The following is a 25,271-nucleotide window of genomic DNA, read 5'->3' as shown; positions in this document are numbered from 1 at the left end:
AGCGGGCGCCGAACTCACCTTTTCATTCAGCCTCGCGGGGAAACTCCGTGGGCGGCGCGCCGTTGGCGTTGAGCTGGAAGATGCGCTCGGGCTGCCCCTGCGCGTTGAAGAACACCTGGCCCAGCCCGGCGCTGTTCCACAGGCGCTCGCCGGCCTTGCTGTGCGCGGGTGTACGCGGCACCACCTGCATCAGGCGGCGCTTGGTGAACCAGTTCAACGGTGATCGTGGGGCGTAGAGCCAGCGATTGAGTCGGTCGAACACATCGAGCAGCCGGCGCGGGAATTCGTTCTTGATGCCGCTGCTGGTGATCTGCCACAGGTGCGGGGCGCCGCGTTTGTGACGAATCATTACCTCGTAAACGAAGGAATAGTGCACGTCGCCCGAGAGGATCACGTAATGCCCTGGCGTGCGCGAGTGACGGAAGATATTCAGGATCACCTGTGCCGCCCCCCGGTGCGCCATCCAGTTCTCGGCGTCCACCAGCAGCGGATAGCCGCACCAGCTGAACACACGCTGGATGGTTTCGATCAGCTTCACGCCAAACAGCGGGGCGGGGGAGACGATGATGGCCGAGGGGTGGTCCAGCAAGGCCTGCTGTAGTTCGCACAGCGCTTCCCAGTCCAGCAGCCCGGAGGGCTTTTGCAGCTTGCTCTCGCTGCGCCAGCGACGTGTGCGGGTATCGAGTACCAGCAGCGCAGGCTGGGTGGGCAGCACGAAGTGCCATTCCTGAAAGCGCAGCAGCTGTTTGATCAGGCCATCTTGTGCAGCGCGGTCGAAATAGCCGTCGTCATCGGCGCTGTGGCTCAGGGCCTGGCAGCTTTGCAGCAGCTCGCCAAACACGTCCGGGTTGTTGCCCCAGCCCTGGCAGAGCATGTAGCCGATCAGCGCGTTGCCGATGATGCGCCGCGAGAAGGCGTGCCCGTAGGCGGTTTCTTCCCATTGGGCCGAGAGGTTCCAGTCGTCGGTGATGTCGTGGTCATCGAAGATCATCAGGCTGGGCAGGTGCGCCAGTACCCGCGCCACGCCATCCAGCCCTTCGACGAAGCCCTTCAGGCAGTGCTGTTCGCGCTGGTAGCGGGCCTGGCGCTGGGTGGTCAGGCCTGATGGCATGGGGGTGTCGACCAAGGTCCAGGGCACAGGCGACCAGACCAGCAGGTACATGGCCATGATCTCGGCCAGGGTTACCAGGTGGTTGTCGGCGTTGCTGCTGGTGAAGATGGGTTTGCGCGTGCCGCCGAAAAAGCGCTCGCGCAGGGTTTCGTTGCTCTCCAGGGCTGGCAGCAGGTCAGCACGGTGATAGTAGCTGGCCGGGTGGCGGTACAGCTCGGCGCTGTTCTCCACCACGGCGCCTTCCAGGTGCTCGTGGTACAGGCTCAGCCGTTCGATCAGCCCGTGGATGGCCCGCAGCATGGGGCCGGCGACATCGTCGGCGTACACCTGGTCGCCGCTCATCATCAGCAGCGCCGGGCGCTCGGCGGGTGCGTGGGGCGCGGCCAGCAGGCGGTCGGCGCACAACAGGCCATCGGCGGCGGGGTGGTGCGGCTTGCGGCACGAGCCATGCAACAACTGGTCGAGGCGCTCGCGTATCACGAAGTTGGGCAGGCGGGCGCCTTCATACAGCAGGTGTGGGGCCCAGGTGGCGATGCCCTGGCCGCCGATCAGCACGTCGTAGTCGATCTGCACGTCGGTGGGCAGTGGGGTGTGCAGCTGGATATCGAGCAGGTGCACGAAGGCGTGCTGGCCGATGGGGATGACCTGACAGCTCAGGGTGTATTCGGTGGAGTGTTGCAGGTGCAGTTCGGGCTGCAACGGCTGTGAGCCGACCAGCCACAGGACCATGCGCGCAGGCTCCAGGCGGCGCAGCAACGGGCCGGCCAGTACCAGGGGCAGCGGGGTGTTTTCGGGCATTGATTACTCGAAGATGGATGGGTGCGCCTTCGGCGCTTCGCCGGCAATGCCGGCTCCTACAGTATCGTGCAGCCCTGTAGGAGTCGGCGTTGCCGGCGAAGAGGTCTGCAAGATCCAGCGTGCAAAACCGCTAATGCTCCGCCTTCACACCTTGCCTGGCAAACCATATTTGTATCAGGCCTTTGCAGCCAACAACGCCTCGAGTTTCTCCTGATCCCGCGCAAATTGGCGGATGCCCTCGGCGAGTTTCTCGGTGGCCATGGCATCTTCGTTGGAGAGCCAGCGGAACTGGCTTTCGTCGAGTGTCAGGCGTGGCTCGCCAGCCTTGCCCGGGGTGAGCTTGCGCGCCAGGGTGCCCTGGTCATCGCTGAGCTGCTGCAGCAACTCAGGGCTGATGGTCAGGCGGTCGCAGCCGGCCAACTGCTCGATCTGGCCGATGTTGCGGAAGCTGGCGCCCATGACCACGGTGTCGTAGCCGTTGGCCTTGTAGTAATCGTAAATACGCGTGACCGACTTCACGCCCGGGTCTTCGGCCCCGACATACTCCTTGCCGGTCGATTTCTTGTACCAGTCGTAGATACGGCCCACGAACGGCGAAATCAGGAACACCCCGGCATCGGCACAGGCAGCCGCCTGGGCGAAGGAAAACAGCAGGGTCAGGTTGGTCTGGATGCCTTCCTTTTCCAGTACCTCGGCGGCGCGGATGCCCTCCCAGGTGGAGGCCAGCTTGATCAGCACGCGGTCGCGGCCGATGCCGGCCTTGTCGTACAACTCGATCAATTGGCGCGCCTTGGACAGCAGGGCAGGTTGGTCGAAGGACAGTCGGGCGTCCACTTCCGTGGAAATACGGCCCGGGATCACCTTGAGAATTCCGCTGCCCACCGATACCGCGAATGCATCGCAGGCAAGGCCCAGGTCGCCCTTGCTGTGCTTGAGCGCGTCATCGAGCAGCTCGGCATAGCCGGGCATGGCGGCGGCCTTGAGCAACAGGGACGGGTTGGTGGTGGCGTCGACCGGCTTGAGCCGGCTGATCGCATCGATATCGCCGGTGTCGGCGACGACCGTGGTGAACTGCTTGAGTTGTTCCAGCTTGGAAGTCATGAGCGTGCTCTGTCCTGTGCGGTTGGACGACATTACCCGAGCGCTGCCGGCCGCTCAAGGGCTGTGCGGCAGGCTATCGGGGGAGGGTAACGATTGGAGTGTCCAGCCGCGCGCAGGTTCCTAGCGTCCTTCCAGCAGCAGCCCCGCCTGGTCGAGCAGGCCCAGGGGGGCGGTGCTCTTGTGGATGTCCACCGACAGCAGCTGGCGGAACTTGCGAGCGCCGGGGAAGCCCTGGCCCAGGCCGAGGATATGCCGGGTGACATGGTGCATGGCGCCGCCGTTCTGCAGGTGCTGGGCGATGTACGGGCGCAGCCTGGCCAGCGCTTCGCTGCGGCTGATCACCGGGGCGTCGCTGCCGAACAGCTGCTGGTCGACTTCGGCCAGTACATAAGGGTTGTGGTACGCCTCGCGGCCGAGCATCACGCCGTCGAAGGTCTGCAGGTGCTGCTGGCATTCGGCGAGGGTCTTGATGCCGCCATTGAGAATGAACTCCAGGTCCGGGAAGTCGGCCTTGAGCTGCGCGGCGACGTCATAGCGCAGTGGCGGGATCTCGCGGTTCTCCTTGGGCGAGAGGCCCTCGAGGATGGCGATGCGCGCGTGTACGGTGAAGCTGCGGCAGCCTGCGTCGCGTACCTGGCCGACGAAGTCGCAGAGCTCGGCGTAGCTGTCGCGGCCGTTGATGCCGATGCGGTGCTTGACCGTGACCGGGATCTGCACTGCGTCGAGCATGGCCTTGACACAATCGCCCACCAACCCCGGATGGCCCATCAGGCAGGCGCCGATCATGTTGTTCTGCACGCGGTCGCTGGGGCAGCCGACGTTGAGGTTCACTTCGTTGTAGCCGGCGTTTTGCGCGAGTACGGCGCAGGCGGCCAAGTCCGCCGGCACGCTGCCACCCAGTTGCAGGGCCAGTGGGTACTCGGCTTCGTCATGGCGCAGAAAACGCTCGGCGTCGCCATGCAGCAGGGCGCCGGTGGTGACCATTTCGGTGTAGAGCAAGGCATTGCGCGACAGCAGGCGCAGGAAGAAGCGGCAGTGGCGGTCGGTCCAGTCCATCATGGGTGCAACGCTGAACCGGCGGGACGGCTCGGGCCGCGTATCTACAGGAGTTGTAACAGGTTCTGAGAGCATGTTCGTCTACGTGTGGTGCAGCCAATTCGGGGTGTTTCGGGCGATGGGCGTTCTGCGCTGACACCGCGTCACACCGGCCAGCCCCAAAAACACAAGTGCGCCAGTTTACCAAGAGTCTGCAACCTTCGCCTGCAAGCCCGTCATGCCGGCGCCCAAACGGCCGTAGGCGGGCTAGTCTGTTGCTGTCCCCTGCGCAATGTTCGGCCCACCCCCGCAGGTGAATCGAGGCGCGGCCATGAAGCCTGTCAGGAAAATCGGATTGCGCCGCAGCCTGCGACGGCTTGGGCCCGGGTTGATCACCGGCGCCGCCGACGACGATCCGAGCGGTATCGCCACCTATTCTCAAGCCGGCGCACAGTTTGGTTTCTCCATGCTGTGGACCGTGGTGCTGACCCTGCCCCTGATGATCGCGATTCAACTGGTGAGCGCACGCATCGGCTACATCACCCGTCGCGGCCTGGCCGCCACTATCAAGCACCACGGGCCAGCAGGTGCCTAGCTCGCCCACTTCGAGCCGCGAATCACCGCACAGAAATTCCCGGGCTTGAAGGCGGGGTCCTTGTCGGCCAGCACATCCGCCTTGACGTTGCCGAAGGTGGTCTGCGGCTTGTGGCGGATGCCGTCGTAGAAGGCCTGGATGATGTCTTCCTTGAAGTGCTCGCCCCGCGGGTGGGCGCTGACGATGGCTTCGCGCTCGGTAGTGCTGTACTGGCCGTGGGTCAGCCCCAGCACGTCCATCTCGACCCCTGCCGTCACCAGCGCCACCACCGGGTGCATGTGCTCGGGTATGCCTGGGGTGGTGTGCAGCGCGATGGCGGTCCATACCGTATCGATGTCCTGCTGGGCGATGCCGTGGCCGCACAGGAAGTCGCGTGCGGCATTGGCGCCATCCACTTCGAAACGCTCGCAGGCGCTGCTGTGCTGATGGGTCAGGCCCATGTCGTGGAACATGCAGCCGCAGTACAGCAGCTCGGCGTCGAACTTCAGGCCGCGCTTCTGGCCCGCCAGGGCGGCGAAGTAGAACACGCGGCTGGAATGGTGGAACAGCAGGGGCGAGGCCGTATCGCGTACCACCTCGGTGATTTCGCGGGCGAGCTGGCTGTCGGGGATCTTGATGCCGTGGATGTCGAGTGTCATGGGGCAGGCTCCGGGTTGCGGTTCGCCTCCATTGTCAGCCTCGACACTGCTGTCCTCAAATGGCGTGATACGCCATATACTGCCATTTCACGTGAAATCACGACGCCTTCAGGTTCGCCCCTTCGCCATGACCAGAACCATTGCCGTACTCGCGCTGCCCGGTGTTCAACTGCTCGATGTGTCGGGCCCGCTGGATGTGTTCGCCCAGGCCAATGTCGAGGCGGGTCGGCAGGTCTACACTTTGCAGGTGGTGGCGTGCGAGCCAGGGCCCATTCACAGCTCGTCCGGTGCGCGGCTGTTGCCCGACCTGGTGGCAGGTGAGCCCGGGCAGCGCTTCGACACCTTGCTGGTGGCCGGGGCGCCGGATGCGGCGCGGATGCAACTGAACAACACGCTGCTGGCCTGGATCCGCGATTGCGCGGGCCAGTCGCGCCGCTTCGGCTCGGTGTGCACCGGCGCCTTCGCGCTGGCGGCCAGCGGGTTGCTGGATGGGCGGCGGGTGACCACGCACTGGGCCGCGGCACAGGCCCTGGCACAGCGTTACCCGAGCCTGAGCGTGGAAGAGGACGCGCTGTATGTGCGCGACGGCAAGCTGCGCACAGCCGCCGGGGTCACTGCCGGGCTGGACCTGGCGCTGATGCTGGTGGAGGAAGACCTGGGCCGTGAAATCGCGCTGCGGGTAGCGGCGCAACTGGTGATGTTCTTCAAGCGCCCGGGCGGGCAGTTGCAGTTCAGCCGCAAGGGCGAGGCGCAGCCAGCCGGGCGTTCGGTGTTGCAGCAAGTGCAGCGCTGGGTGGCCGCCAACCCGCAGCTGGCGCTGACAGTCGAGGCACTGGCCGAACATGCCGGCCTCAGCCCCCGGCATTTTGCCCGGCTGTTTCATGCCGAGGTGGGCGTCACCCCCGCGGCCTGGGTGGAGTCGGCGCGGGTGGCCGCTGCACGCGCCCTGCTGGAGGCCGGTGGTGATGCGCCCAAGCAGGTCGCCGCCAAATGCGGCTTCGCCAACGCCGACACCTTGCGCCGAGCGTTCTTCAAGCACGTGGGGGTGACACCTGCCGAGTACCGCAAGCGTTACGGGCACGGCGGGGCGTAGCAACGCTCAGTCGTGCTCCTGGCCCAGGTAGAGCAGCTCGCTTTCGAACAGGTTCTCCAGCATCTCACGCGTCACCGGCTCCACCAGCGTGCCCGCATGGTGGGTGATGCGCAGGCTGGCGCCGGCCTGCTCCAGCGCATCGATGATTGCCAGCAGCGTTTGCTGCTGCGTCACCGTGCCTTGCTCGCTGGGCACCTCCAGGGCGAAGTCCGTGGTATCGAACAGCACGACCGGCGTTTGCGTGCCCACCTTGCGCATCAGCTCGCCGATGCTGTCGGCAGACCACTGGCGCAGCAGCTTGACGATCCCTGGCTTGTGGTCGGCGGCGGTGACGGCGATGGCGTATCGGGACATGGGGGCTCGCTTGAGTCGTGCAATAAAGGGCCGGCAAGGTGAATGCAAATAATGGCAAAAAGCCTTGAACCGATGACGGGTGCGGCGGTCCGACCTCAGGCCTGCTACCCTGTGGCCTTCACATTTCTCGTTTTGCCATAGGAACAGCGGGGCTATCAGATCACTGCACGTCGAAGCGTGCCAGCAATTCAAGGAGCTATTTCGTGGGAAGAACCCCCTCCAACGACACACCCGGGCATTCTCAGCCGCCGACCGTCGACGGCATTCCAGCTCCCAGCGGTGAAGTAAACCTGATCGATACCGACTACGTCGTCGGCCAGGACAATTTCAAGGGCGAGTTTTCCTTCTCGCTGGATATCCACGGCAAGGTGTTCCTCATCTCTGCCGCCACCATCTTCCTGTTCGTCATCCTCACCCTGGCCTTGCAGAACGAAGTCGAGCCGGTGTTCAGCGCCATGCGCAGCTGGTTGACCGCCAACCTGGCGTGGTTCTTCATGAGCACCGCGAACATCTTCGTACTGCTGTGCCTGGGCCTGATCGTCTCGCCGTTGGGCAAGGTGCGTCTGGGCGGGCGCGAAGCGGTGCCGGACCATTCCTATGTGGGCTGGTTCTCGATGCTGTTCGCCGCCGGCATGGGTATCGGCCTGATGTTCTATGGCGTGGCCGAACCGATGTCGCATTTCTCGGCCGCCATGGGCGGGGTCACCCTCGACGCCAACGGCGTGCGTACCGACTGGGCGCCGCTGGGCGGTGCAGGCGGTGATGCCAAGGTGGCGGCCGACATGGCGATGGCGGCCACCATCTACCACTGGGGCCTGCACCCGTGGGCGATCTACGCGATCGTTGCGTTGTCGCTGGCGCTGTTCACCTACAACAAGGGCTTGCCGCTGTCGATCCGCTCGGTGTTCTACCCGTTGCTGGGTGAGCGCGTGTGGGGCTGGCCGGGGCATGTGATCGATATCCTGGCGGTGTTCGCCACGCTGTTCGGCCTGGCCACTTCCCTCGGAATCGGTGCCGAGCAGGCGGCAGCCGGGCTCGAATACCTGTTCGCGATCCCCTCGACCAATGTCAGCAAGGTGCTGCTGATCATCGGCATCAGCATCATCGCACTGGGCTCGGTGCTGGCCGGCATGGACAAGGGCGTGAAGATGCTGTCCCAGGTGAACATGGGCCTGGCGTTGCTGCTGCTGGTGTTCATCATCGTGGTCGGGCCGACCCTGGCGATCTTCACCGGCTTCTTCAGAAACCTCACGGCGTACATCGAGTACCTGCCGGCGTTGTCCAACCCGGTGGGGCGCGAGGATGCCGAGTTCACCCAGGGCTGGACTGCCTTCTACTGGGCCTGGTGGATCAGCTGGTCGCCGTTCGTGGGCATGTTCATCGCCCGTGTCAGCCGTGGCCGCACGGTGCGCGAGTTTCTCATCGCCGTGTTGCTGGTGCCCTCGCTGGTATCGGTACTGTGGATGACCACTTTCGGCGGCACCGCCATCGATCAGACCGTGAACCAGCACTTTGCCGGCGTGACCGATGCGGTGCTGGAGCTCAAGCTGTTCGCGATGCTCAGCGGCCTGCCGCTCAAGGAGATCACCTCGTTCATCGGCATCGTGCTGGTGGCGGTGTTCTTCATCACCTCGTCCGACTCCGGCTCGCTGGTGATCGATACCATCACTGCCGGTGGCAAGGTGGATGCACCGGTGCCGCAGCGGGTGTTCTGGGCGGTGATGCAGGGCGTGATCGCGATTGCGCTGTTGCTCGGTGGCGGCTTGATTGCGCTGCAGGCGATGGCGGTGTCGACCGGCCTGCCGTTCGCCATCGTGTTGCTGCTCGGCTGTGTGTCGCTGGTCAAGGGACTGATGTCGGAGCCGCGCGGTTAAAGCCCGCCCGGCGCAGCAACTTTATTGTGGGGGCGTAGCAGCCGGCCTTGCCGGCGATGGCGTGCATGGCGCCCCTGGCCCGGCGTAGCCGGGCATCGCCAGCAAGGCTGGCTTCTGCACAAAGCCAGTTTGCTGGCGTTCAATCCCACAGCCGCCCGATTTCCATTCCCGCTTCGAACCGATGTGCCACCTGGGCCTGCAACAGCTCGGCCGTGGCCAACGCATCGGTCAGGGCATGGTGCGCGTGATACGGCGGCAGGTGATAGCGCGCGCGGCTGTCGGCCAGGCGTATCGAGGCTGGCGGCCGGCGCAGCAGGCGGTCCCGCCAACTGCGTTTGCCACGGTGCAGCAGTGCTTCCAGCTGCATGGTGTCGATCACCGGAAACTCCAACCCCTCACCCAGGTGCCGTCGCACCGCATTGTCGAGAAACCCGCGTTCCAGGTTGCGGTAATGCACCACCATCACATGCCCGGCCATGGCTCCCAGCAACGCGTTGAGCACATGGGGCAGGGTGGGCGCATGGCGGATGTCGCTGTGGGTGATGTGGTGGAAGGTCACCGACTCGTCGCTCAGTTCGGTGCGCGGTTTCACCACCCAGTAGCGCGCCTCGGCGCAGCGGATGCGCTGCAGGGTGAAGGGCATCAGGCCAATGCTGACAATGGCGTCCTTCTGCGCATCCAGCCCGGTGGTTTCCACATCCAGCGCCAGCAACGGCACCTGCTCCAGGGGAGTGCCAGCCGGCACCACGCCGGCGGCATAGAAGTTCTTCAGCAGCGGGTTGCGCGCCTGGGCTGCCAATGCCTGAAAGCGCGTTGCCCAGTCGATACGGTCGATACCACGCGGCTTCATCGCGAGTGCCGCACGATGCCAGGGTAGCGAAAGCGCAGGAACTTCTGCGCATGGCTCAGCACCTGGAACGCTTCCTTGAGGTTGTGTCGCTCGCTGCTGGAGAAGCGCTCGGGCTCGATGTAGTTGTCCGGCTGCTGGCCGTTTTCCAGGGCGTCCACCTGGTGCCGAATGCGCACCATCGACAGGAACTCCAGCGCATAACGCAGGTGCTCGATGGCCGCCGGCTGCATCAGCTTGGTGGCGCTGATGGCTTCCAGGCGCTCGACCGAGTTCTGCGCGGTACTGGCGCAGGCCAGGGCATGTACGCGAATCAGGTCGGTGAGCGGTGCGGTGCCGCGGCCCTTGAGGTTGATGATCTGTTTCTGGCGGCCGTCGGTTTCCATCACGAAGGTCCGGAAGAACCCCAGCGGCGGCGTACGGTTCAGTGCATTGCGCGCCATGGCGGTAAGAAAGGCGGGGCTGGCGCTGGACTTCTGCGCGCACAGGGTCTTGAGGGTTTCCACCAGTTCCAGCTGGCCATACACCCCGTCGAGGTCGAAGAAGATGCTGCTGTTGAGCAGGGTGGCCGCGTTGGGTTTGTCGATCCACTGGGTGAAGTAGCCCTTCCATACCCGCAGCGGCTGGCGCCACTGGTCGTTGGTGGCCATGATCCCGCCCTTGCAGTAGCTGTAGCCGCACGCGGCCAGGCCGTCGCTGACGAAGGTGGCGAGTTTGAGGAAGTAGGCGTCGTGCTGCACCGGGTCGAAGCTGTCGTCCAGCACCAGGGCGTTGTCCTGGTCGGTGACCAGCAACTGTTCGTCCCGCGCCATCGAGCCCAGCGCCATGAAGCAGTACGGCACCGGCGGCGGGCCCAGGTCGCGTTCGGCCAGTTCCAGCAGGCGCTGGGTGAAGGCGCGCCCGATACCGGAAATCGCGCTGCCGATCATGTGCGCGGTGGCGCCATCGCGCACCATGCGCACATAGGTGCCGCGCAGGTCGCGCAGCAGCGAGCGCAGGCCGGCCACGCTGTTCTGGTTGGAGATGCTGTTGACCAGGTGCAGGCTGCTCTGGGACTCGTGGCGGATGATGTCCGACAGGTTGATCAGCCCCAGCGTGCGGCCCTTGTGCACCACCGGCAGGTGGTGGATGTTGCGCCGCAGCATGCACAGCATGGCTTCGAACACCGAGTCGTTGGCCTGGATCACCACCGGTTCGCTCGACATCACCGTGCTGATGGGCAGGCTGCTGCTGAGGTCGGCGGCCAGCACGCGGGTGCGCAGGTCCCGGTCGGTGACCAGCCCCAGCAGTTTGTCGGGGGCATCCGGTACCGGTTCGACCACTGCCACGCACGACACGCTTTCGGCGGCCATCAGGCGCGCCGCGTCCAGAATCGAAGTGTCCTGGCTCACCCACACCAGGCTGCGCGAGAGCAGGGTGCGTGCCTTGAGCTGGATCAGCTCGCTGGCGCGGCCCTGGCCTTCGACAGCGGACTTGAGACGCGAATGTCCTTCGGCCTCCACGAACTCGGCAAAGCTGTCGTGCTGCTCGCACAGTTCGGCAAACAGGTCTGCCGGAATGAAGTAGATCAGGCTGTCTTCCAGCGCCTTGGCCGGAAAGCGCACCTTGTTGCTGCGCAGCAACCCGGCCTGGCCGAAGATGTCGCCTTCGCCCAGGCGGTTGTAGAGCTCGCCGTTGCGCCGGTAGATCTCCACCGCACCGCTGCGCACGTAGTGCAGGTCCTGGATGCTGGCGCCTGCTTCCAGGATGGTGCTACCGGCCTTGAAATAGCTCACCTGGATTCGTGGCGCAATGCCGTTGAGGGTTTCTTCGGGCAGGGCGTCGAAAGGGGCGAAACGGTGGAGGTGATCGCGAACCTCCAGAAGCTCGATCTGCATGCAACCTCGCTGAATGTGGGCGTGAAGTGGACCGGGGCTCAGGGCCGCATCAACGGCTCGACGCCGATCCAGGATTTTTTCGGGTGGTGGCACAGTTGCAGTGGGGCCACAGTAACCGACTGCCCGTCGATTTCCAACGTGCCCAGGTTGATCGTCCACTTGGCGTCGGCGTTGAAGTCCGGGGTGTTGAACGCGACGTAGACCGAGCCATAGCGGCTGTTGTTGGTGAGCTTGGGAATGCGCCGGTGCACCTCGTCACTGTTGATGTCGAACGGCGAGGGGCGCACGTAGTCCTTGCCCGAAAGCGGGAAGTCGTTGTTCAGCGCGCCCAGATAAAGGTCCGGGCGGGCCGCCAGGCGCTGGCCATTCTCGAAGGTCAGGTAGGCCTTGCGGCTGTCGTACAGCATGGGGATGGGCGCTTCGCCCGACCCTGCCTTGAGAGGCTGCTGGCGATTCTTGTTGAAGCCGATCACCTGCACGTAGAACTCGCGCTGTGGCGAGCCATGGGGCACGCTGAAGTAACCCTGCGTGTAGGGTCGATCTCTCCACATCAGCGCATGGTCGTAGAGGTAGGTGTACAGGTAGAAGGTCTTGACCCCGTGCGCGGTCGGCACCTCGAACACCTGGCGCGACTCGCACAGGTCGGCATAGGCCGGGCGCTCTCGCGGGTAGGGCACGCAGGCGACGAGCAGGGCGCTCAGGGCAAGGGCAAGAGGAAAGCGGTGGAACAGAACGTGCAACATGCCGGGCCTCCCTGGCTCGATAGCTCTGCGCAAGCAGTCAACGTGTAATGTCGACGCCCTGTACTTGTCGAGGTTTTATCAGGCTTTGCGCCGGAATTCCGAACATTTCGTGCAACCGCCATATCATCGGCAGTGTCAGCGCTCTCGTTCCATTGAGTACTTCGTAGACCCGGTTCTTCCGGCCGATTGCCGGTACCAGGTCGGCGGCGCTCAGGCCGGACTGCTCCATTCTGAAGCGAATAGCCTCGATGGGGTCGGGCAGGTCGAGCGGAAACTGCTTGGTCTCATACGCCTCTATCAGCGTGACCATGACATCGAAGTAATCACCTTCGGGCGTGCCGGGTTCCGGCTCGTTGTCGAACAGCTCGGACACTGCGTTCAACGCGGCCTTGTAGTCCTGCTCGGTATGAATTGGGTGAATGTTCACAGGATCACTCCATCTCAACGGTGTCGGCGTCAATGCCATCGTATTGTTCGTGAGTACCGACAAACTTGATGTAGATGGCTTCGAAGCGATAGGCCACGGCAGCCACGATCCGATAGTCATTGCCTTTGATATTGAACACCACTCTGCGACTTTTGAGGATGCTGGCATTGCCGAACTGCGCCTTGATATCCGCAGGCGTGGACCATCTTGCCTGCCTGGCTTCGTCAATCCATGAGAGCAAGGGTTGCTTGGATGCAGGATGCTTCTCGGAAAATGCTTTCAGGTGACTGATGGCAATGATTCTCATAAGGCCCCATTCTGGTCCCAAGGTGGGACTTTTTCAAGCGCGACTTCCAGTTGTTCGTCGCTTGATGACGTCAGACGTTGCCCTCTGGACCACGAGCAACGCCTGAGTGTTATCGGCGAATGGCCAATGTTCAATTACCAGAGTGCAACGGTGTACGACAGGATCAGCCGGTTCTCGTCCAGGTCGTTGCCGAAATGCGTGGAGCGTACCGTGGCGTTGCGCCACTTCACGCCGACGTTTTTCAGTGGGCCGCTTTGCACCACGTAGCCGATATCGGTGTCGCGCTCCCACTCCTTGCCATCGGGCCGCCCCGCACCCAGGTCGATGCCGTCGCCGCGCAGGTAGCGGGTCATGAAGGTCAGCCCCGGCAGGCCCACGCTGGCGAAGTTGAAGTCGTAGCGGGCCTGCCACGAGGTTTCGTCCTTGTTGGCGAAGTCGCCGATCTGCACGAAGTTCACCAGGTAGGCATCGGCGCCGTTGAGGTAGGCAAAGCCGGTGTCGCCGCGCATGCGCTGGTAGCCCACACCGAAGGCGTGGCCCTGTATGCCGTAGGTGAACATCGCCCCCAGCGCCTTGTTGTCGACGTTGCTGGCGCCGTCATCGCTGGAGCGGGCGAACCGGATATCGCTTTTGAGCGACTGCCCCTCGCCCAACGCCCAGGTGTGGTTCAGGCCCACGAAGTGCTGGCGGTAGAGGTTGTCGAGCGCACCGTAGCTGTAGCTGGTGCTCAGGCTGTCGGTCCACTTGTAGCTCAGGCTGGCGAAGTCGAAGCGATCGCTGTCGCTGCGCCGGGCCACGATGTTTTTTGCCGCGCCCGTGGTCACGCCCATGTCCTCGTAGTCGGTGGAGTCGCGCTGGTTGACCTGGCGCAGCCGGCCGATGTCGAGGTTCAGGTTCTCCAGCTCCTGCACGTTCAACTGCCCGCCGGAAAAGGTCTGCGGCAACAGGCGCGAGTCGTTGGGCATCAGCACCGGCAGCCTGGGTATCAGGGTGCCGACCTTCAACACGCTGTGACTGGCGCGCACCTTGGCGGTCAGGCCCAGCTCGCTGTACTCGCCCTGGGCACGGCGCGGTGCCTCGCGGTCACGCTGCAGCAGGCCGCTACCACTGCGTTCGGGGCTGGAATCGAGCTTGAGCCCGAGCAGGCCGATGGCGTCCACCCCAACGCCCAGGGTGCCCTCGGTAAAGCCGGACTCGTAGCGCAGCACAAAGCCCTGGGCCCATTCCTCGGCCTTGGACTGCGGGGCCTCGTGCTGGCGAAAGTCGCGGTTGAAGTAGAAGTTGCGCAGTTCCACGCTGGCCTTGCTGTCATCGACAAAGGCCGCGTTGGCCGTGCTGCAAACGCCGGCGAGTGTTGCCGTGGCCAGCAGGCCAAGGCTGAACGGTGGGAAAGTGCGGTGCATGGTAAATCCTCTTTTTTGTTTTTATGAGGTGCAGCGATGCCCGCACGAGCCGCCGTAGCGGCCCGTGACAGGGGTTGCAGTGGTTCAGTGGCTGACGGCGGTGGCGGCGCCCAGGCCAGTCTGTGCGCGCACGAACTGGTCGTCGAAGGCGGCACGTTCGCGGGCTGCGCGGGCGCTGCGGTCGAGCCTGGACACAATCACCGTGACCAGGAACGCCAGCGGCATGGAAAACAGTGCCGGATGGTCATAGGGGTAGATCGCCTGGGCGTTGCCCAGCACCGACACCCACACCGCCGGCGACAGGATCACCAGCCCCAGCGCGGTGATCAGCCCGGCAAAGCCGCCGGCCAGCGCGCCGCGGGTGGTCAGGCCTTTCCAGTACATGGCCATGATCAGCACCGGGAAGTTGGTGGAGGCGGCGATACCGAAGGTCAGGCCCACCAGGAAGGCCACGTTCTGCTTCTCGAACAGGATGCCCAGCAGGATCGCGATGATGCCCAGGCCGACGGTGGCGATACGGGTCACGCGCATCTCGTCCTTTTCGCTGGCGGTGCCCTTTTTCCACACGGTGGCGTAGAGGTCATGGGAGATGGCCGACGCACCGGCCAGTGCCAGGCCAGACACCACCGCGAGAATGGTGGCGAAGGCCACCGCCGACAGGAAGCCCAGGAACAGGTTGCCGCCCACTGCCTTTGCAAGGTGCATGGCGACCATGTTGCCGCCACCGATCAGCGCGCCCTTGAGGTCGCCGTCCACGTAGAACTGCGGGTCGGTGCCGACGATGACGATGGCCGCGTAGCCCAGCACCATCACCACCAGAAAGAAGAAACCGATGAAGCCGGTGGCGTAGAACACCGACTTGCGTGCTTCCTTGGCGTTGGGCACGGTGAAAAAGCGCATCAGGATATGCGGCAGCCCGGCGATGCCGAACACCAGCCCCAGCGACAGCGACGCGGCGTTGATCGGGTCGGCCAGCATCGAGCCGGGGCCCATGATGCTCCAGCCTGTGCTGTGTACGTTCACTGCGCGACTGGCCAGGGTTTCCAGGCTGAAGCCGAACTCGGCCATGGCCAGCAGCGCCAGGGTGGTGCCACCGGCCAGCAACAGCACGGCCTTGATGATCTGCACCCAGGTGGTGGCGATCATGCCGCCGAAGATCACGTACACCAGCATCAGGGCGCCCACCACCATCACTGCGGTGCTGTAGTCCAGGCCGAACAGCAGCTTGATCAGTTGCCCGGCACCCACCATCTGCACCACCAGGTAGCAGCACACCACGGTCAGCGAGCCGAAGGCGGCGAAGGTGCGGATGCGGGTCTGGTCGAGGCGGTACGACACGATGTCGGCAAAGGTGTAGCGCCCCAGGTTGCGCAGGCGCTCGGCCATCAGGAAGGTGATGATCGGCCAGCCGACGAAGAACGCCACGGTGTAGATGAAGCCGTCGTAGCCCTTGGCGAACACCAGGCTCGACAGGCCCAGCAGGGTGGCCGCCGACATGTAGTCGCCGGCAATCGCCAGGCCGTTCTGAAAACCGCTGATGCCGCCGCCGGCGGTGTAGAAGTCGGAGGTGGAGCGGGTCTGGCGCGCGGCCCACCAGGTGATCGCCAGGGTGCCCAGCACGAACACGAAGAACATCGCGATGGCGTGCAGGTTGACCGGTTGTTTGTCGGCCACCAGCGGCGCCGCGAAAGCCGCCGGGGTCAGCAGCAGGCTGCTCAGCACTAGCAGTGCGGTGCGGTTCATTTCGACTCCTCCAGTACCTGTGCGCTGAGGCTGTCGAAGCGGGTATTGGCGCTGCGCACGTACCAGCCGGTCAGCAGCCACGACAGCACGATCAGTGCCGAGGCCACGGGAATGCCGAGGGTCAGTTGGCGACCGTCCCCCAGCGGTGTGTGCAGCACCTGCGGGTAGAACGCCACCACCAGCATGAACAGGTAGTAGGCACCCAGCACTGCGGCGCTGAGCGACCAGGCCAGGCGCGATCGGGTGCGCACCAGTTGCTGGAATTTGGGGTTGGCGCGGATGCGGTCGCAACTCTGCGCGTGATCGGTTGGGGCGTGCGTCATGGGTGGGGCTCCTTTGTTGTTTTTATTGCCTGGGGCGGGCCATCGACTTTGTTGCGGGTGTGGGGCGTCAGGGCGGCGGGCAGGGCTCGCAGCCAGACGGTAAATGCTGTGGGGCAGGCGCCGGCGCGCCGCGATCAGGTCGCGGGGCGAGGTAACGTGCGCGGGGGTGAGCCGAGGTTGAGCAGGCTCGTACAGGCAGGGGCGAGGCCCTGGTGAGAATTCGACATGTGTGGCACCCGTTGGCTGATTGTTAGCTCTTGATGTCAGCTGCCCCCTTGTCGGTGGCGGCAGCGCAGATGGCTCCGGGCATCTTATATAACAATGTCGGGTTGTTATGGAAGTACTACCTGCGACGTATGGTAATACTACTATACGTTGCGTCATAAAAAGCTTCGCCGGCAAGGCCGGCTCCTACATGATCACGGTAGGAGCCGGCCTTGCCGGCGAATGGCGTCGACGCGTTGTCGGAAAGATGCGCTCAGAACGCGAGCTTGTATCCGATCAGCAACAGCATCCCCGCCAGGCAAGGGCGCAGTACGTTGTCGGAAATGCGCCCGGTCAGGTGGCTGCCCAGGTAGATCCCCGGCAACGAGCCCAACAGCAGGTAGCCCAGCAACGACCAGTCCATGTTGCCCATGCTGGCATGGCCCAGGCCGGCGACCAGGGTCAGAGGTACGGCGTGGGCGATCTCGGTGCCCACCAGGCGCCGGGTGACCAGGTACGGGTACAGCAGAAACAGCGCGACAGTGCCCAGGGCGCCCGCGCCAATCGAGGTCAGTGACACCATCACGCCCAGCACCACGCCAGTGACCACGGTAAGGGCGTTGAGGCTGCGTTCGCTGAGGTGGTAGCGGTCACCGGCGTGCTTGCTGGCAAACGCCTGCAACCGCGACTTGAACAGGATGGCCAGCGCCGTGAGGATCAGCACCACCGCCAGGCCCTGCTTGATCACGCCGTTGAGCGTCTGGGTGTCGGTATGCAGGGTGCTCAGAAACCACAGGGTCAAGGCCGCCGCTGGCACGCTGCCCATGGCCAGCAGCCCGGTGATCTTCCAGTCGATGTTCTTTTGCTTGCTGTGCACCCAGACGCCACTGGCCTTGGTGATGGCCGCATACAACAGGTCGGTGCCCACTGCAGTGGCCGGGTTGATGCCGAACCAGAGCAGGATCGGGGTCATCAACGAACCACCGCCAACGCCGGTCATGCCGACAATGAACCCAACAACCAGGCCTGCGATGGTGAAACCAAAAGAACCAACATCCATAAATACCTAAACACCCAGCGAGCCCGTGATCGGATGGCGCCAGCATAAAGGTTTTTTTATAGCCAAATAGACTTGTTCGTTATTAGTTTATAACCGTAACGCAGCAGGCGAGGGTGCCATCGACCGCCTGGGCGGCCGATGGGCGAGGGCGGGGGTCAGATCTTGAAGCTGTCTACCAGTTGCTTGAGGCGCCCGGCCTGACGCGCCAGGTCATCGCAGTGCTTGAGGGTGTCGTTGAGGTTGGCCACACCCTGCTGGTTGAGCACGTTGATCTGGGTGATGTCCAGGTTCAGGCTCTCGACCACGGCGGTCTGTTCCTCGGTGGCGGCTGCTACCGACTGGTTCATGCCGTCGATCTCGCCAATGCGCAGGGTCACGCTGGTCAGGCGTTCGCCGGCCTGGTTGGCGACCTGCACGCTCTGCTCGCTGGACACCTGGCTGGCGTTCATGTTGTGCACTGCCTCGCGCGACCCCACCTGCAGGGTGGTGATCATCTTGTGGATCTCTTCGGCCGATTCCTGGGTACGGTGCGCCAGGTTGCGCACTTCGTCGGCCACCACGGCAAAGCCGCGACCGGCTTCACCGGCCCGTGCTGCCTCGATGGCGGCGTTGAGTGCCAGCAGGTTGGTCTGCTGCGAGATGCCCTTGATCACGTCGAGAATCTGGCCGATGTCATCGGTGCTGGCGTTGAGGGTTTCGATCTGCTCGCACGACTCGCTGATCTTCTGCGACAGCGCCGTCATCGCGCTGATGGTCTCCTGCATCACCTGGCGACCATCGTTGGCCTGGTCGCTGGCACCGCTGGCATGTTGCGAGGCATCGGCGGCGTTGCGCGCGATCTCCTGGGTGGCGGCGCCCAGTTCGTTGATTGCAGCGGCCACGCTGTTGGTGCGCAGGCTCTGTTCCTCGGAGCCGATGATCGAGGCGTTGGAGGCGCTCATCACGCGTTCCGACAGGTCGTGCACCTGGCGGGTGGCCGAGGCCACTTCGGAAATGGATGCATGGATGCGCTCCACGAACTGGTTGAAGGCACCGGCCAGTTCGCCGAATTCATCCTTGTTTTCCACGGTCAGGCGCCGGGTCAGGTCGCCTTCGCCCTGGGCGATGTCCTGCATGGCGCGGCCCATGGTGGTGAGGGGGCGCATCAGCACCGGAATCAGCAGGCTCAGCAGGCCGGCGATGGCGGCCACGGCGATCAGCATGGCGATGATGGCCGAGGTGCGGAACTGGCTCAGCGGGGCGTAGGCCTTTGCCTTGTCGATGGACAGGCCGATGTACCAGTCGGCCGACGGCAGGCCGCTGACCGGGGCGAACGAGATGATCCGCTGTTCGCCGTTGAGGGTCACGTCGTGCAGGCCGGCGGCGACCTGCAGGTTGCTGCCGGGGTAGATGTCCTTGAGGTTCTTCATGGCCTGGTCGCTGTCCGGGCTGACGATCATCTGCCCGTCGCGGTCGACCAGGAAGGCGTGGCCGATACCGCCGAAGTCCACGGCATTGATGATGTCCACCAGGGTGGCCAGGCTCAGGTCGCCGCCCACCACGCCGACCAGTTCGCCGTTGCTCTTGACCGGCATCGCAATGGTCACCACCAGCCCGCCGACAGCCGCCAGGTAGGGTGGGGTTAGCATGGGTTTGCCGGCGGCGACAGCAGCGGTGTACCAGGGACGCTGGCGCGGGTCGTAGCCGTCGGGCATTTTCGCGTCCGGGCGCTGGGTGAACACGCCGTTGGTCTGGCCCACATAGGTGAACTGGAAGTTCGATGTGAAGGCGGGCTGGTCGACCAGCCCGGGGAAGTCGGCATTGGCGCCCTGATGGGCGATGTTCTGGGCCAGGTTTTCCAGCACCAGGATGCGCCCGCTCATCCAGTTCTGCACACTGCTGGCTGTCAGCGCGCCGGCCTGGTTGACCGACGATTCGATGTTCTGGCGGATGGTGTTGCGTTGCAGGTAATCGTTGTAGAGGGTGAACAGTGCAAAGGCCAACACGACGACTGCGCCGGCGCTGAGCAGGATCTTGTGGCGAAATTTCAGGTTCATGTTTCGAGACCTTTAGCCAGATAGGGGAAGTGACGGCGTCACGGGTCGGAGCCTTGTGAGCACCGCCATCGTGAATTGCACGCGACTGACCTTTCAGGTATCGGCTGAAACCACGAAATATTTACGTACCATTTTGACGCGGGGTCAGTCGGCCAGGGCTGCGGTCTGTCTCAGCAACCTCACCAGCTCCTGGGCAGCGCGTTGCAGCGGCTGCTGCTTGAGCCAGAAGGCATGCACCGGCAGGCGCAGTTCATTGCGGGTGTTGCGAAAATCCAGTTGCACCAGTCGCCCGGCCTTGAGCAGCGGGGCAATGCGCGACAGCGGGAAGTCGCCCCAGCCAAGCCCGGCCTCGACCATCTCGATGGCCATGCTCAGGCTGTCGGTGCGCCAGTGCGAGGCACCGATCAGCACGCGGGGGTCGAGCATCGGCAAATCGCGGCTGGCCACCACGATCTGGCGCACGTTGACCAGGTCTTCGAGGTAGCGCACCTGCTCGCCCAGCGCGGGGTGATGGGGCGAGAGGGTGGCGGTCAGCGACTCCATGCCGACCTGTTCGAAGCGCTGGCGCGGGTCGACCGTCAGCCCGGCAAACGCCAGGCACAGCTGCACGCGACCCTCGTGCAGCAGGTGCAGCGCATCTTCTTGCGGGGCGCTGAGCACCTCCACCTGCAGCAGCGGGTGGCGCTGGCTGATCTGGCCGATGGCCTGGAGCAGCGGCTGGTGATCGATGTCGGGCACCACGCCGATGGCCAGGGTGCTTTCCAGGCCCTGGGAAAGCTCGATGGCGTGCACCTGAAGCTGCGTCAGCTGGTCGGCGATCAGCCGGGCATGGGGCTCCAGCGCCAGGGCCAGCGGGGTGGGGCGGGTTTCACGGTGGGTACGCTCGAACAGGGCAAAGCCTAGCTCCGCCTCCAGGTTGGCGATGGCCATGCTGACTGCCGAGGGTACCCGCCCCAATGCCCGGGCGGCAGCCGAGAACGAGCCGCGGTCGAGCACTGCAAGAAACAGTTCGATAGTGTCGCTGGAAAAATTCATCAGCCTCTCCTTTCAATAGATCTGATAGCTGCTGACTTTTTCTGTCAAGAAGATTGACGCATCCTGCCGGCCGAATTTGATTTGCCGAGGGGTGAAAAGGTGCAAGGTCTGAAACGCAAGCTGGTGTATGTAGCGGCCTATGAAGGTATCGGGCTGTGCCTGTCGACACTCGGGCTGGCGCTGCTGTCCGGCACCGCGCCCAGCAACACCGGGCCGCTGGCCGTGATGATCACCACTATCGCGATGGTGTGGAATTTCATCTACAACACCCTGTTCGAGTACTGGGAGAGCCGCCAGGCCACACGGGGGCGCAGCGTGGCCCGGCGCGTGGCGCACGCGATCGGGTTCCAGCTGACCCTGGTGGTGTACCTGATCCCGCTGATTGCCTGGTGGCTGGGGATTTCGCTGTGGGAGGCCTTCGTGGTGGACCTGGCGTTCATCATCCTGATCCCCTGCTACACGTTCCTCTACAACTGGCTGTTCGATCGGGTGTTCGGGCTGCCGAGTTCGGCATCGGCACAGGTATCGCCCGCCGTGTAGGTCGTGCAGGCCCGCGATGCTTTGCTTCTGAGCGTCGGCTAGGCATAGAATGATAGGAATTCTCATTCGTACCCCCGGTCGCCCATGTCCACTCCCGATCCCGCGTTGCGCGAACAGGTCAGCCGTATCTATCAGGACCACCACCGCTGGTTGCAGGGCTGGCTGCGTCCGCGGGTGGCCTGTCGGCACCTGGCGGCCGACCTGATGCAGGACGTGTTCGTGCGGGTGCTCAGCGCCCCGGACGCCAGCGACCGGCTAGGCGCGGTACGCGAACCACGCGGCTACCTGGCCACCATCGCGCGGCGTTTGATGATCGACTACTTTCGCCGTGCCCGCCTCGAGCGGGCCTGGTTGCAGGCACTGGCCGAGCAGCCCGAAGCGGTGGAGATATCCGAGCAGGAGCGGCTGATCCTGCTGCAGACCCTGTGCGAGCTGGATGCCATGCTGGCGGGGCTCGGCCCGCGCATACGCCGGGCCTTTCTGCTGTCGCAGCTCGATGGCATGACCTACAGGCTGATCGGCGAGGAGCTGGGGGTTTCCGAGGTGACGGTCACCCGCTATATCGCCAAGGCCTTTCACCACTGTACGCTGTACAGCCTGCAAGCCGACTCGTGACCCCATGGCTACTCTCGACCCTCTCCAGCGCGCCGCGCTGGAACAGGCTGCGCTTTGGCGCGCCCGCCTCAATGCTGATGCCGTGGATGATACCGACCGGCAAGCGTGGCAGACCTGGCTGGACGCCCACGACCAGCATCGCTGGGCCTGGCAACAGGTCGTCCAGGTTCAGCAGCGGCTTGGCCAGCTATCTGGCGGGCTGGCCGGGCGTACCCTGGACATCGCCGGGCAGCCTGCCGCGATCCCGCGGCGCGGCGTGCTCAAGGGCATACTGGTGCTGGCCGGCACCAGCGGCCTGGGCTGGGCCGGCTACCGAGAGCTGAGCAGCGGACCGTGGACGGCGGACTACCATACCCGCGTCGGCAAGCGTCAGGCATTGACCCTGGCCGATGGCACCCGGCTCGAACTCAACACCGACACTGCCCTGGATGTGCGCTACGACAACCAGCAGCGCCTGCTGGTACTGCGCCAGGGCGAGGTGATGATCACCAGCGCCGCCGACAAGGCCGGGCGCCCGTTGCGGGTGCAGACCGTCAACGGCACCGTCGAGGCGCTGGGCACGCGCTTTCTGGTGCGCCGCGACAGCGACGCCAGCAGCACGCAACTGGCGGTGTACCAGGGCCAGGTGGGCGTGATGCCGCGCGATGGCATGGGGGGGGCCGTGGTCGATGCCGGGGATCAGGTGCGGTTTTCACACCCCAAGTTCGTGCTTGGCTCGCCGCTGGAGCCCGACCGCGATGCCTGGCGCAGGGGGCTGCTGATTGCCAACGACCAGATGCTGGGGGTATTCATCGCCGAGCTGCGGCGTTATCGCCCCGGTTGGCTCAACTGTGCCAACGAGGTTTCCAGCCTGCGTATCAGCGGTACCTTCAAGCTCGACGACACCGAGCAGATTCTGCGCGCCATCGGCAAGACTCTGCCGGTGCGGGTCGAGCGGCGCACAAAATACTGGGTAAGCATCGAACCCCTCACCACCTGAAAAATATTTTTCGTAAATGATAGGTATTCGCTCCTTCGTTCGACTTCTAGGCATGCAGGCGTGATGGCCTGACTGCCAACCAGAAGAGAAAAGAACCGATGAATACCCGATCACCGGTCGCGGCAAGGCTGCGTACCACGCTGTTGTGCTCCACCCTGCTGTGGCCGCTGGCGATGCCGGGCATGGCGCACGCCGACAGCACCACACCGACCGAATACAACCTCGACCAGGGCGACCTGGGTCAGGTTCTGAACCGCTTCGCCGCCCAGGCCGGCGTGGTGCTGTCGTTCGCACCGAGCCTGACCGCGGGCAAGGCCAGCGCCGGCCTGCACGGGCGTTACAGTGTCGAGCAGGGCCTGCAGGCGTTGCTCGAGGGCAATGGCCTGATCGCCGTGCGTGAAGACGATGGGCGCTACAGCCTGGCACCGCTGCCGCAAACTGCCGGGGCGCTGAACCTGGGCGTGACCGAAGTCACCAGCAACCAGTTGGGTACCATCACCGAAGACAGCGGCTCGTACACGCCAGGCACCATCGCCACCGCCACACGGCTGGTGCTGACACCGCGCGAAACGCCCCAGACCATCACCGTGGTCACCCGTCAGCACATGGACGATTTCGGGCTCAACAACATCGACGATGTGATGCGCCATACCCCGGGCATCACCGTGTCGGCCTTCGACAGCGACCGCACCAGCTACTATGCCCGCGGCTTCTCGATCAACAACTTCCAGTACGACGGCATCCCCTCGACGGCGCGCAACGTCGGCTATTCGGCCGGCAACACCTTGAGCGACATGGCCATCTATGACCGCGTGGAAGTGCTCAAGGGCGCTACCGGCCTGCTCACCGGCGCGGGGTCGCTGGGGGCCACGATCAACCTGGTGCGCAAGAAGCCGACTGCCGATTTCAAGGGGCATTTCACCCTGGGCGCCGGCAGCTGGGACAACTATCGCAGCGAACTCGACGTGGGCGGCCCGCTGACCGACAGCGGCAACGTGCGCGGCCGTGCGGTGGCGGCCTACCAGGACAAGCACTCGTTCATGGACCACTACCAGCGCAAGACCAACGTCTACTACGGCATCCTCGAATTCGACCTGAGCCCGGACACCCTGCTCACCGTGGGCGGTGACTACCAGGACAACAAGCCGGAAGGCTCGAGCTGGTCGGGCAGCATTCCGCTGTTCGATGCCCAGGGCAACCGCAACGACCTGCCACGCCACTTCAACAACGGCGCCAAGTGGAGCCACTGGAACCAGTACACCCGCACCGTGTTTGCCAGCCTGGAGCATCACCTGGCCAACGGCTGGGTTGCCAAGGCGCAGCTGGACCACAAGATCAACGGCTATGACGCGCCGCTGGGCTCGATCCAGGGTTACTACCCGCGCGCCGACGGCACCGCCAGCCTCTATTCGGCCAAATACACGGGCGAGACGGTGAGCAATTCGGCCGACCTCTACGCCAGCGGGCCGTTCGAGCTGCTGGGGCGTGAGCACGAACTGGTGATCGGTACCTCGTTTGCCCAGTCTCACTGGGAAGGCAAGGGCTGGTGGAGCGCCAGATACCCCAATGGCAACTCCGTCGACTACGGCAGCTGGAACGGCAACACCCCCGAACCGGACTGGGGGGAGCAGACCCAGACCGTGGATGACCGCGTGCGCCAGACCGGCACCTACGTGACCACCCGCCTGCACCCCACCGACGATCTGACGCTGCTGCTCGGTGCACGCCTGGCCAACTACCGCATCAACGGCGTGACCGCCAACGGTCGCGAGGACGATCGCCTGCTGCCCTACCTGGGGGCGGTGTACGACCTCAATGACTACCTGTCGCTGTACGCCAGCTACACCGATATCTTCATGCCGCAGGATGCCTGGTACCGCGACCGCAACAACCGCCTGCTCGACCCGGATGAAGGGCAGAACTACGAGGTGGGCCTGAAGGGTGAGTTCCTGGACGGGCGCCTGAATGCGAGCCTGGCGTATTTCGAGATTCACCAGAGCAGCCGGGGCGAAGAGGACCGGGCCTACAACGGCAACCCGACCAACCCGGCGGTCGAGTATGCCTACGAAGGCATCAAGGCCAAGACCAAGGGTTATGAGGCAGAGATCTCCGGCGAACTGGCCGAGGGCTGGCAACTGCAGGGGGGTTACACCCACAAGGTGATCCGCGATGACCAGGGCAAGAAGGTGTCGACCTGGGAGCCCGAGGACCAGGTCAGTTTCTATACCAGCTACAAGCTCAAGGGGGCGCTCGACCGCTTGACCATCGGCGGTGGTGCGCGTTGGCAGGGCAAGGGCTGGCAGGTGTTGTCGAACAACGTCAAGAAGCGCGACGAGGAGTTTGCCCAGGACCCTTACTGGCTGGTGGACCTGATGGCGCGTTACCAGATCAGCGAGCAGCTGTCGGCCACGCTGAACGTCAACAACGTGTTCGACAAGGCCTACTTCACCAATATCGGCTTCTACAACTCGGCCTCTTATGGCGACCCGCGCAACGTGATGGTGACCACTCGCTGGGACTTCTGAGCCAGCGT

Annotated in this window: 23 protein-coding genes; 7 read left to right on the top strand and 16 right to left on the bottom strand. The window is 64.3% G+C overall.

Annotation, left to right across the window (positions count from 1 at the left end):
- Positions 1–22 precede the first annotated feature (22 nt).
- The 3 genes from KH389_RS18400 to dusA all read right to left on the bottom strand — a co-directional run bounded on the left by KH389_RS18400 (position 23) and on the right by dusA (position 4,141).
- Positions 23–1,909 carry an alkaline phosphatase D family protein gene (locus KH389_RS18400; protein WP_210014678.1) on the bottom strand — a complete coding sequence of 629 codons (1,887 nt, stop codon included), beginning with the start codon at positions 1,907–1,909 and terminating at the stop codon, positions 23–25.
- A gap of 174 nt (positions 1,910–2,083) precedes the next feature.
- Entirely contained in the window at positions 2,084–3,010 is a 927-nt protein-coding gene (tal, locus tag KH389_RS18395; RefSeq protein ID WP_043864539.1) for a transaldolase, read from the bottom strand.
- A gap of 120 nt (positions 3,011–3,130) precedes the next feature.
- Positions 3,131–4,141: a tRNA dihydrouridine(20/20a) synthase DusA gene (gene dusA, locus KH389_RS18390; RefSeq protein WP_213606007.1), complete on the bottom strand. Its 1,011-nt coding sequence runs from the start codon at positions 4,139–4,141 to the stop codon at positions 3,131–3,133.
- Positions 4,142–4,376: 235 nt separating this feature from the next.
- Here dusA and KH389_RS18385 point away from each other — a divergent pair, with 235 nt between their 5' ends.
- A complete protein-coding gene (locus KH389_RS18385) occupies positions 4,377–4,640 on the top strand; it encodes a divalent metal cation transporter (protein WP_213606006.1) in 264 nt (87 codons plus the stop codon).
- Here KH389_RS18385 and KH389_RS18380 read toward each other — a convergent pair.
- Entirely contained in the window at positions 4,637–5,278 is a 642-nt protein-coding gene (locus KH389_RS18380) for an HD domain-containing protein (RefSeq protein ID WP_213606005.1), read from the bottom strand. The genes KH389_RS18385 and KH389_RS18380 overlap by 4 nt on opposite strands.
- 127 nt (positions 5,279–5,405) lie before the next feature.
- Here KH389_RS18380 and KH389_RS18375 point away from each other — a divergent pair, with 127 nt between their 5' ends.
- Positions 5,406–6,371 carry a GlxA family transcriptional regulator gene (locus KH389_RS18375; protein WP_078479611.1) on the top strand — a complete coding sequence of 322 codons (966 nt, stop codon included), beginning with the start codon at positions 5,406–5,408 and terminating at the stop codon, positions 6,369–6,371.
- A gap of 6 nt (positions 6,372–6,377) precedes the next feature.
- On the opposite strand, the gene KH389_RS18370 is transcribed toward KH389_RS18375, so the two are convergent.
- Entirely contained in the window at positions 6,378–6,725 is a 348-nt protein-coding gene (locus KH389_RS18370) for a hypothetical protein (protein ID WP_054915307.1), read from the bottom strand.
- A 203-nt stretch (positions 6,726–6,928) separates the two neighbouring features.
- Between KH389_RS18370 and KH389_RS18365 the strand changes: the two genes are divergently transcribed.
- Entirely contained in the window at positions 6,929–8,599 is a 1,671-nt protein-coding gene (locus KH389_RS18365) for a BCCT family transporter (protein ID WP_054915306.1), read from the top strand.
- Between the two features lie 139 nt (positions 8,600–8,738).
- Here KH389_RS18365 and KH389_RS18360 read toward each other — a convergent pair whose 3' ends face one another.
- The 11 genes from KH389_RS18360 to KH389_RS18310 all read right to left on the bottom strand — a co-directional run bounded on the left by KH389_RS18360 (position 8,739) and on the right by KH389_RS18310 (position 20,604).
- Complete coding sequence (locus tag KH389_RS18360) at positions 8,739–9,449, bottom strand: 3'-5' exonuclease (RefSeq protein ID WP_043864532.1); 711 nt, start codon at positions 9,447–9,449, stop codon at positions 8,739–8,741.
- On the bottom strand, positions 9,446–11,323 hold the full coding sequence (locus KH389_RS18355) for a DUF294 nucleotidyltransferase-like domain-containing protein (protein ID WP_213606004.1): 1,878 nt from the start codon (positions 11,321–11,323) through the stop codon (positions 9,446–9,448). The genes KH389_RS18360 and KH389_RS18355 overlap by 4 nt, the downstream gene beginning before the upstream one ends.
- A gap of 38 nt (positions 11,324–11,361) precedes the next feature.
- A complete protein-coding gene (locus KH389_RS18350; protein ID WP_058541322.1) occupies positions 11,362–12,066 on the bottom strand; it encodes a hypothetical protein in 705 nt (234 codons plus the stop codon).
- A gap of 37 nt (positions 12,067–12,103) precedes the next feature.
- Positions 12,104–12,493 carry a helix-turn-helix domain-containing protein gene (locus KH389_RS18345; RefSeq protein ID WP_213606003.1) on the bottom strand — a complete coding sequence of 130 codons (390 nt, stop codon included), beginning with the start codon at positions 12,491–12,493 and terminating at the stop codon, positions 12,104–12,106.
- Positions 12,494–12,497: 4 nt separating this feature from the next.
- Positions 12,498–12,800 carry a type II toxin-antitoxin system HigB family toxin gene (locus KH389_RS18340; RefSeq protein WP_054915303.1) on the bottom strand — a complete coding sequence of 101 codons (303 nt, stop codon included), beginning with the start codon at positions 12,798–12,800 and terminating at the stop codon, positions 12,498–12,500.
- Positions 12,801–12,934: 134 nt separating this feature from the next.
- Positions 12,935–14,203 carry an OprD family porin gene (locus KH389_RS18335; protein WP_043864527.1) on the bottom strand — a complete coding sequence of 423 codons (1,269 nt, stop codon included), beginning with the start codon at positions 14,201–14,203 and terminating at the stop codon, positions 12,935–12,937.
- Between the two features lie 84 nt (positions 14,204–14,287).
- On the bottom strand, positions 14,288–15,946 hold the full coding sequence (locus tag KH389_RS18330) for a cation acetate symporter (protein ID WP_058541320.1): 1,659 nt from the start codon (positions 15,944–15,946) through the stop codon (positions 14,288–14,290).
- Positions 15,943–16,269: a DUF485 domain-containing protein gene (locus KH389_RS18325; RefSeq protein WP_043864525.1), complete on the bottom strand. Its 327-nt coding sequence runs from the start codon at positions 16,267–16,269 to the stop codon at positions 15,943–15,945. Before KH389_RS18325 ends, KH389_RS18330 begins: the two co-directional genes overlap by 4 nt.
- 478 nt (positions 16,270–16,747) lie before the next feature.
- Positions 16,748–17,533, bottom strand: a complete 786-nt coding sequence (locus tag KH389_RS18320) for a sulfite exporter TauE/SafE family protein (RefSeq protein WP_043864524.1) — start codon at positions 17,531–17,533, stop codon at positions 16,748–16,750.
- A 155-nt stretch (positions 17,534–17,688) separates the two neighbouring features.
- On the bottom strand, positions 17,689–19,569 hold the full coding sequence (locus KH389_RS18315; RefSeq protein WP_058541318.1) for a methyl-accepting chemotaxis protein: 1,881 nt from the start codon (positions 19,567–19,569) through the stop codon (positions 17,689–17,691).
- 144 nt (positions 19,570–19,713) lie between these two features.
- A complete protein-coding gene (locus KH389_RS18310) occupies positions 19,714–20,604 on the bottom strand; it encodes a LysR family transcriptional regulator (RefSeq protein ID WP_043864522.1) in 891 nt (296 codons plus the stop codon).
- A 99-nt stretch (positions 20,605–20,703) separates the two neighbouring features.
- Between KH389_RS18310 and KH389_RS18305 the strand changes: the two genes are divergently transcribed.
- The 4 genes from KH389_RS18305 (at position 20,704) to KH389_RS18290 (ending at position 25,263) form a co-directional block, all read left to right on the top strand.
- Complete coding sequence (locus KH389_RS18305; RefSeq protein WP_213606002.1) at positions 20,704–21,144, top strand: PACE efflux transporter; 441 nt, start codon at positions 20,704–20,706, stop codon at positions 21,142–21,144.
- Between the two features lie 84 nt (positions 21,145–21,228).
- Positions 21,229–21,759 (top strand): sigma-70 family RNA polymerase sigma factor, encoded by a 531-nt coding sequence (locus tag KH389_RS18300; RefSeq protein ID WP_043864521.1) that lies wholly within the window; start codon positions 21,229–21,231, stop codon positions 21,757–21,759.
- A 4-nt stretch (positions 21,760–21,763) separates the two neighbouring features.
- Positions 21,764–22,738, top strand: coding sequence for a FecR domain-containing protein (locus tag KH389_RS18295; RefSeq protein ID WP_043864520.1), 975 nt, complete (start codon positions 21,764–21,766; stop codon positions 22,736–22,738).
- 98 nt (positions 22,739–22,836) lie between these two features.
- The gene (locus KH389_RS18290) at positions 22,837–25,263 is read left to right on the top strand and encodes a TonB-dependent siderophore receptor (protein ID WP_213606001.1); all 2,427 of its coding nucleotides are present in this window, start codon (positions 22,837–22,839) and stop codon (positions 25,261–25,263) included.
- Positions 25,264–25,271: the final 8 nt, after the last annotated feature.

Source organism: Pseudomonas qingdaonensis, from assembly GCF_018398475.1.
Lineage (GTDB): Bacteria > Pseudomonadota > Gammaproteobacteria > Pseudomonadales > Pseudomonadaceae > Aquipseudomonas > Aquipseudomonas palmensis.
The sequence above is the reverse complement of the archived record's forward strand: the minus strand, read 5'-3'. Positions and strand labels throughout refer to the sequence as shown.

Bases quoted from the DNA above. Each gene is read 5' to 3' on its own strand.
- KH389_RS18315 (WP_058541318.1), bottom strand. From the start codon at position 19,569: ATGAACCTGAAATTTCGCCACAAGATCCTGCTCAGCGCCGGCGCAGTC.
- KH389_RS18300 (WP_043864521.1), top strand. From the start codon at position 21,229: ATGTCCACTCCCGATCCCGCGTTGCGCGAACAGGTCAGCCGTATCTAT.
- KH389_RS18330 (WP_058541320.1), bottom strand. From the start codon at position 15,946: ATGAACCGCACCGCACTGCTAGTGCTGAGCAGCCTGCTGCTGACCCCG.
- KH389_RS18350 (WP_058541322.1), bottom strand. From the start codon at position 12,066: ATGTTGCACGTTCTGTTCCACCGCTTTCCTCTTGCCCTTGCCCTGAGC.
- KH389_RS18370 (WP_054915307.1), bottom strand. From the start codon at position 6,725: ATGTCCCGATACGCCATCGCCGTCACCGCCGCCGACCACAAGCCAGGG.
- KH389_RS18385 (WP_213606006.1), top strand. From the start codon at position 4,377: ATGAAGCCTGTCAGGAAAATCGGATTGCGCCGCAGCCTGCGACGGCTT.
- KH389_RS18400 (WP_210014678.1), bottom strand. From the start codon at position 1,909: ATGCCCGAAAACACCCCGCTGCCCCTGGTACTGGCCGGCCCGTTGCTG.
- dusA (WP_213606007.1), bottom strand. From the start codon at position 4,141: ATGCTCTCAGAACCTGTTACAACTCCTGTAGATACGCGGCCCGAGCCG.
- KH389_RS18360 (WP_043864532.1), bottom strand. From the start codon at position 9,449: ATGAAGCCGCGTGGTATCGACCGTATCGACTGGGCAACGCGCTTTCAG.
- KH389_RS18340 (WP_054915303.1), bottom strand. From the start codon at position 12,800: ATGAGAATCATTGCCATCAGTCACCTGAAAGCATTTTCCGAGAAGCAT.
- KH389_RS18325 (WP_043864525.1), bottom strand. From the start codon at position 16,269: ATGACGCACGCCCCAACCGATCACGCGCAGAGTTGCGACCGCATCCGC.
- KH389_RS18335 (WP_043864527.1), bottom strand. From the start codon at position 14,203: ATGCACCGCACTTTCCCACCGTTCAGCCTTGGCCTGCTGGCCACGGCA.
- KH389_RS18295 (WP_043864520.1), top strand. From the start codon at position 21,764: ATGGCTACTCTCGACCCTCTCCAGCGCGCCGCGCTGGAACAGGCTGCG.
- KH389_RS18320 (WP_043864524.1), bottom strand. From the start codon at position 17,533: ATGGATGTTGGTTCTTTTGGTTTCACCATCGCAGGCCTGGTTGTTGGG.
- KH389_RS18375 (WP_078479611.1), top strand. From the start codon at position 5,406: ATGACCAGAACCATTGCCGTACTCGCGCTGCCCGGTGTTCAACTGCTC.
- KH389_RS18380 (WP_213606005.1), bottom strand. From the start codon at position 5,278: ATGACACTCGACATCCACGGCATCAAGATCCCCGACAGCCAGCTCGCC.
- KH389_RS18290 (WP_213606001.1), top strand. From the start codon at position 22,837: ATGAATACCCGATCACCGGTCGCGGCAAGGCTGCGTACCACGCTGTTG.
- KH389_RS18355 (WP_213606004.1), bottom strand. From the start codon at position 11,323: ATGCAGATCGAGCTTCTGGAGGTTCGCGATCACCTCCACCGTTTCGCC.
- tal (WP_043864539.1), bottom strand. From the start codon at position 3,010: ATGACTTCCAAGCTGGAACAACTCAAGCAGTTCACCACGGTCGTCGCC.
- KH389_RS18310 (WP_043864522.1), bottom strand. From the start codon at position 20,604: ATGAATTTTTCCAGCGACACTATCGAACTGTTTCTTGCAGTGCTCGAC.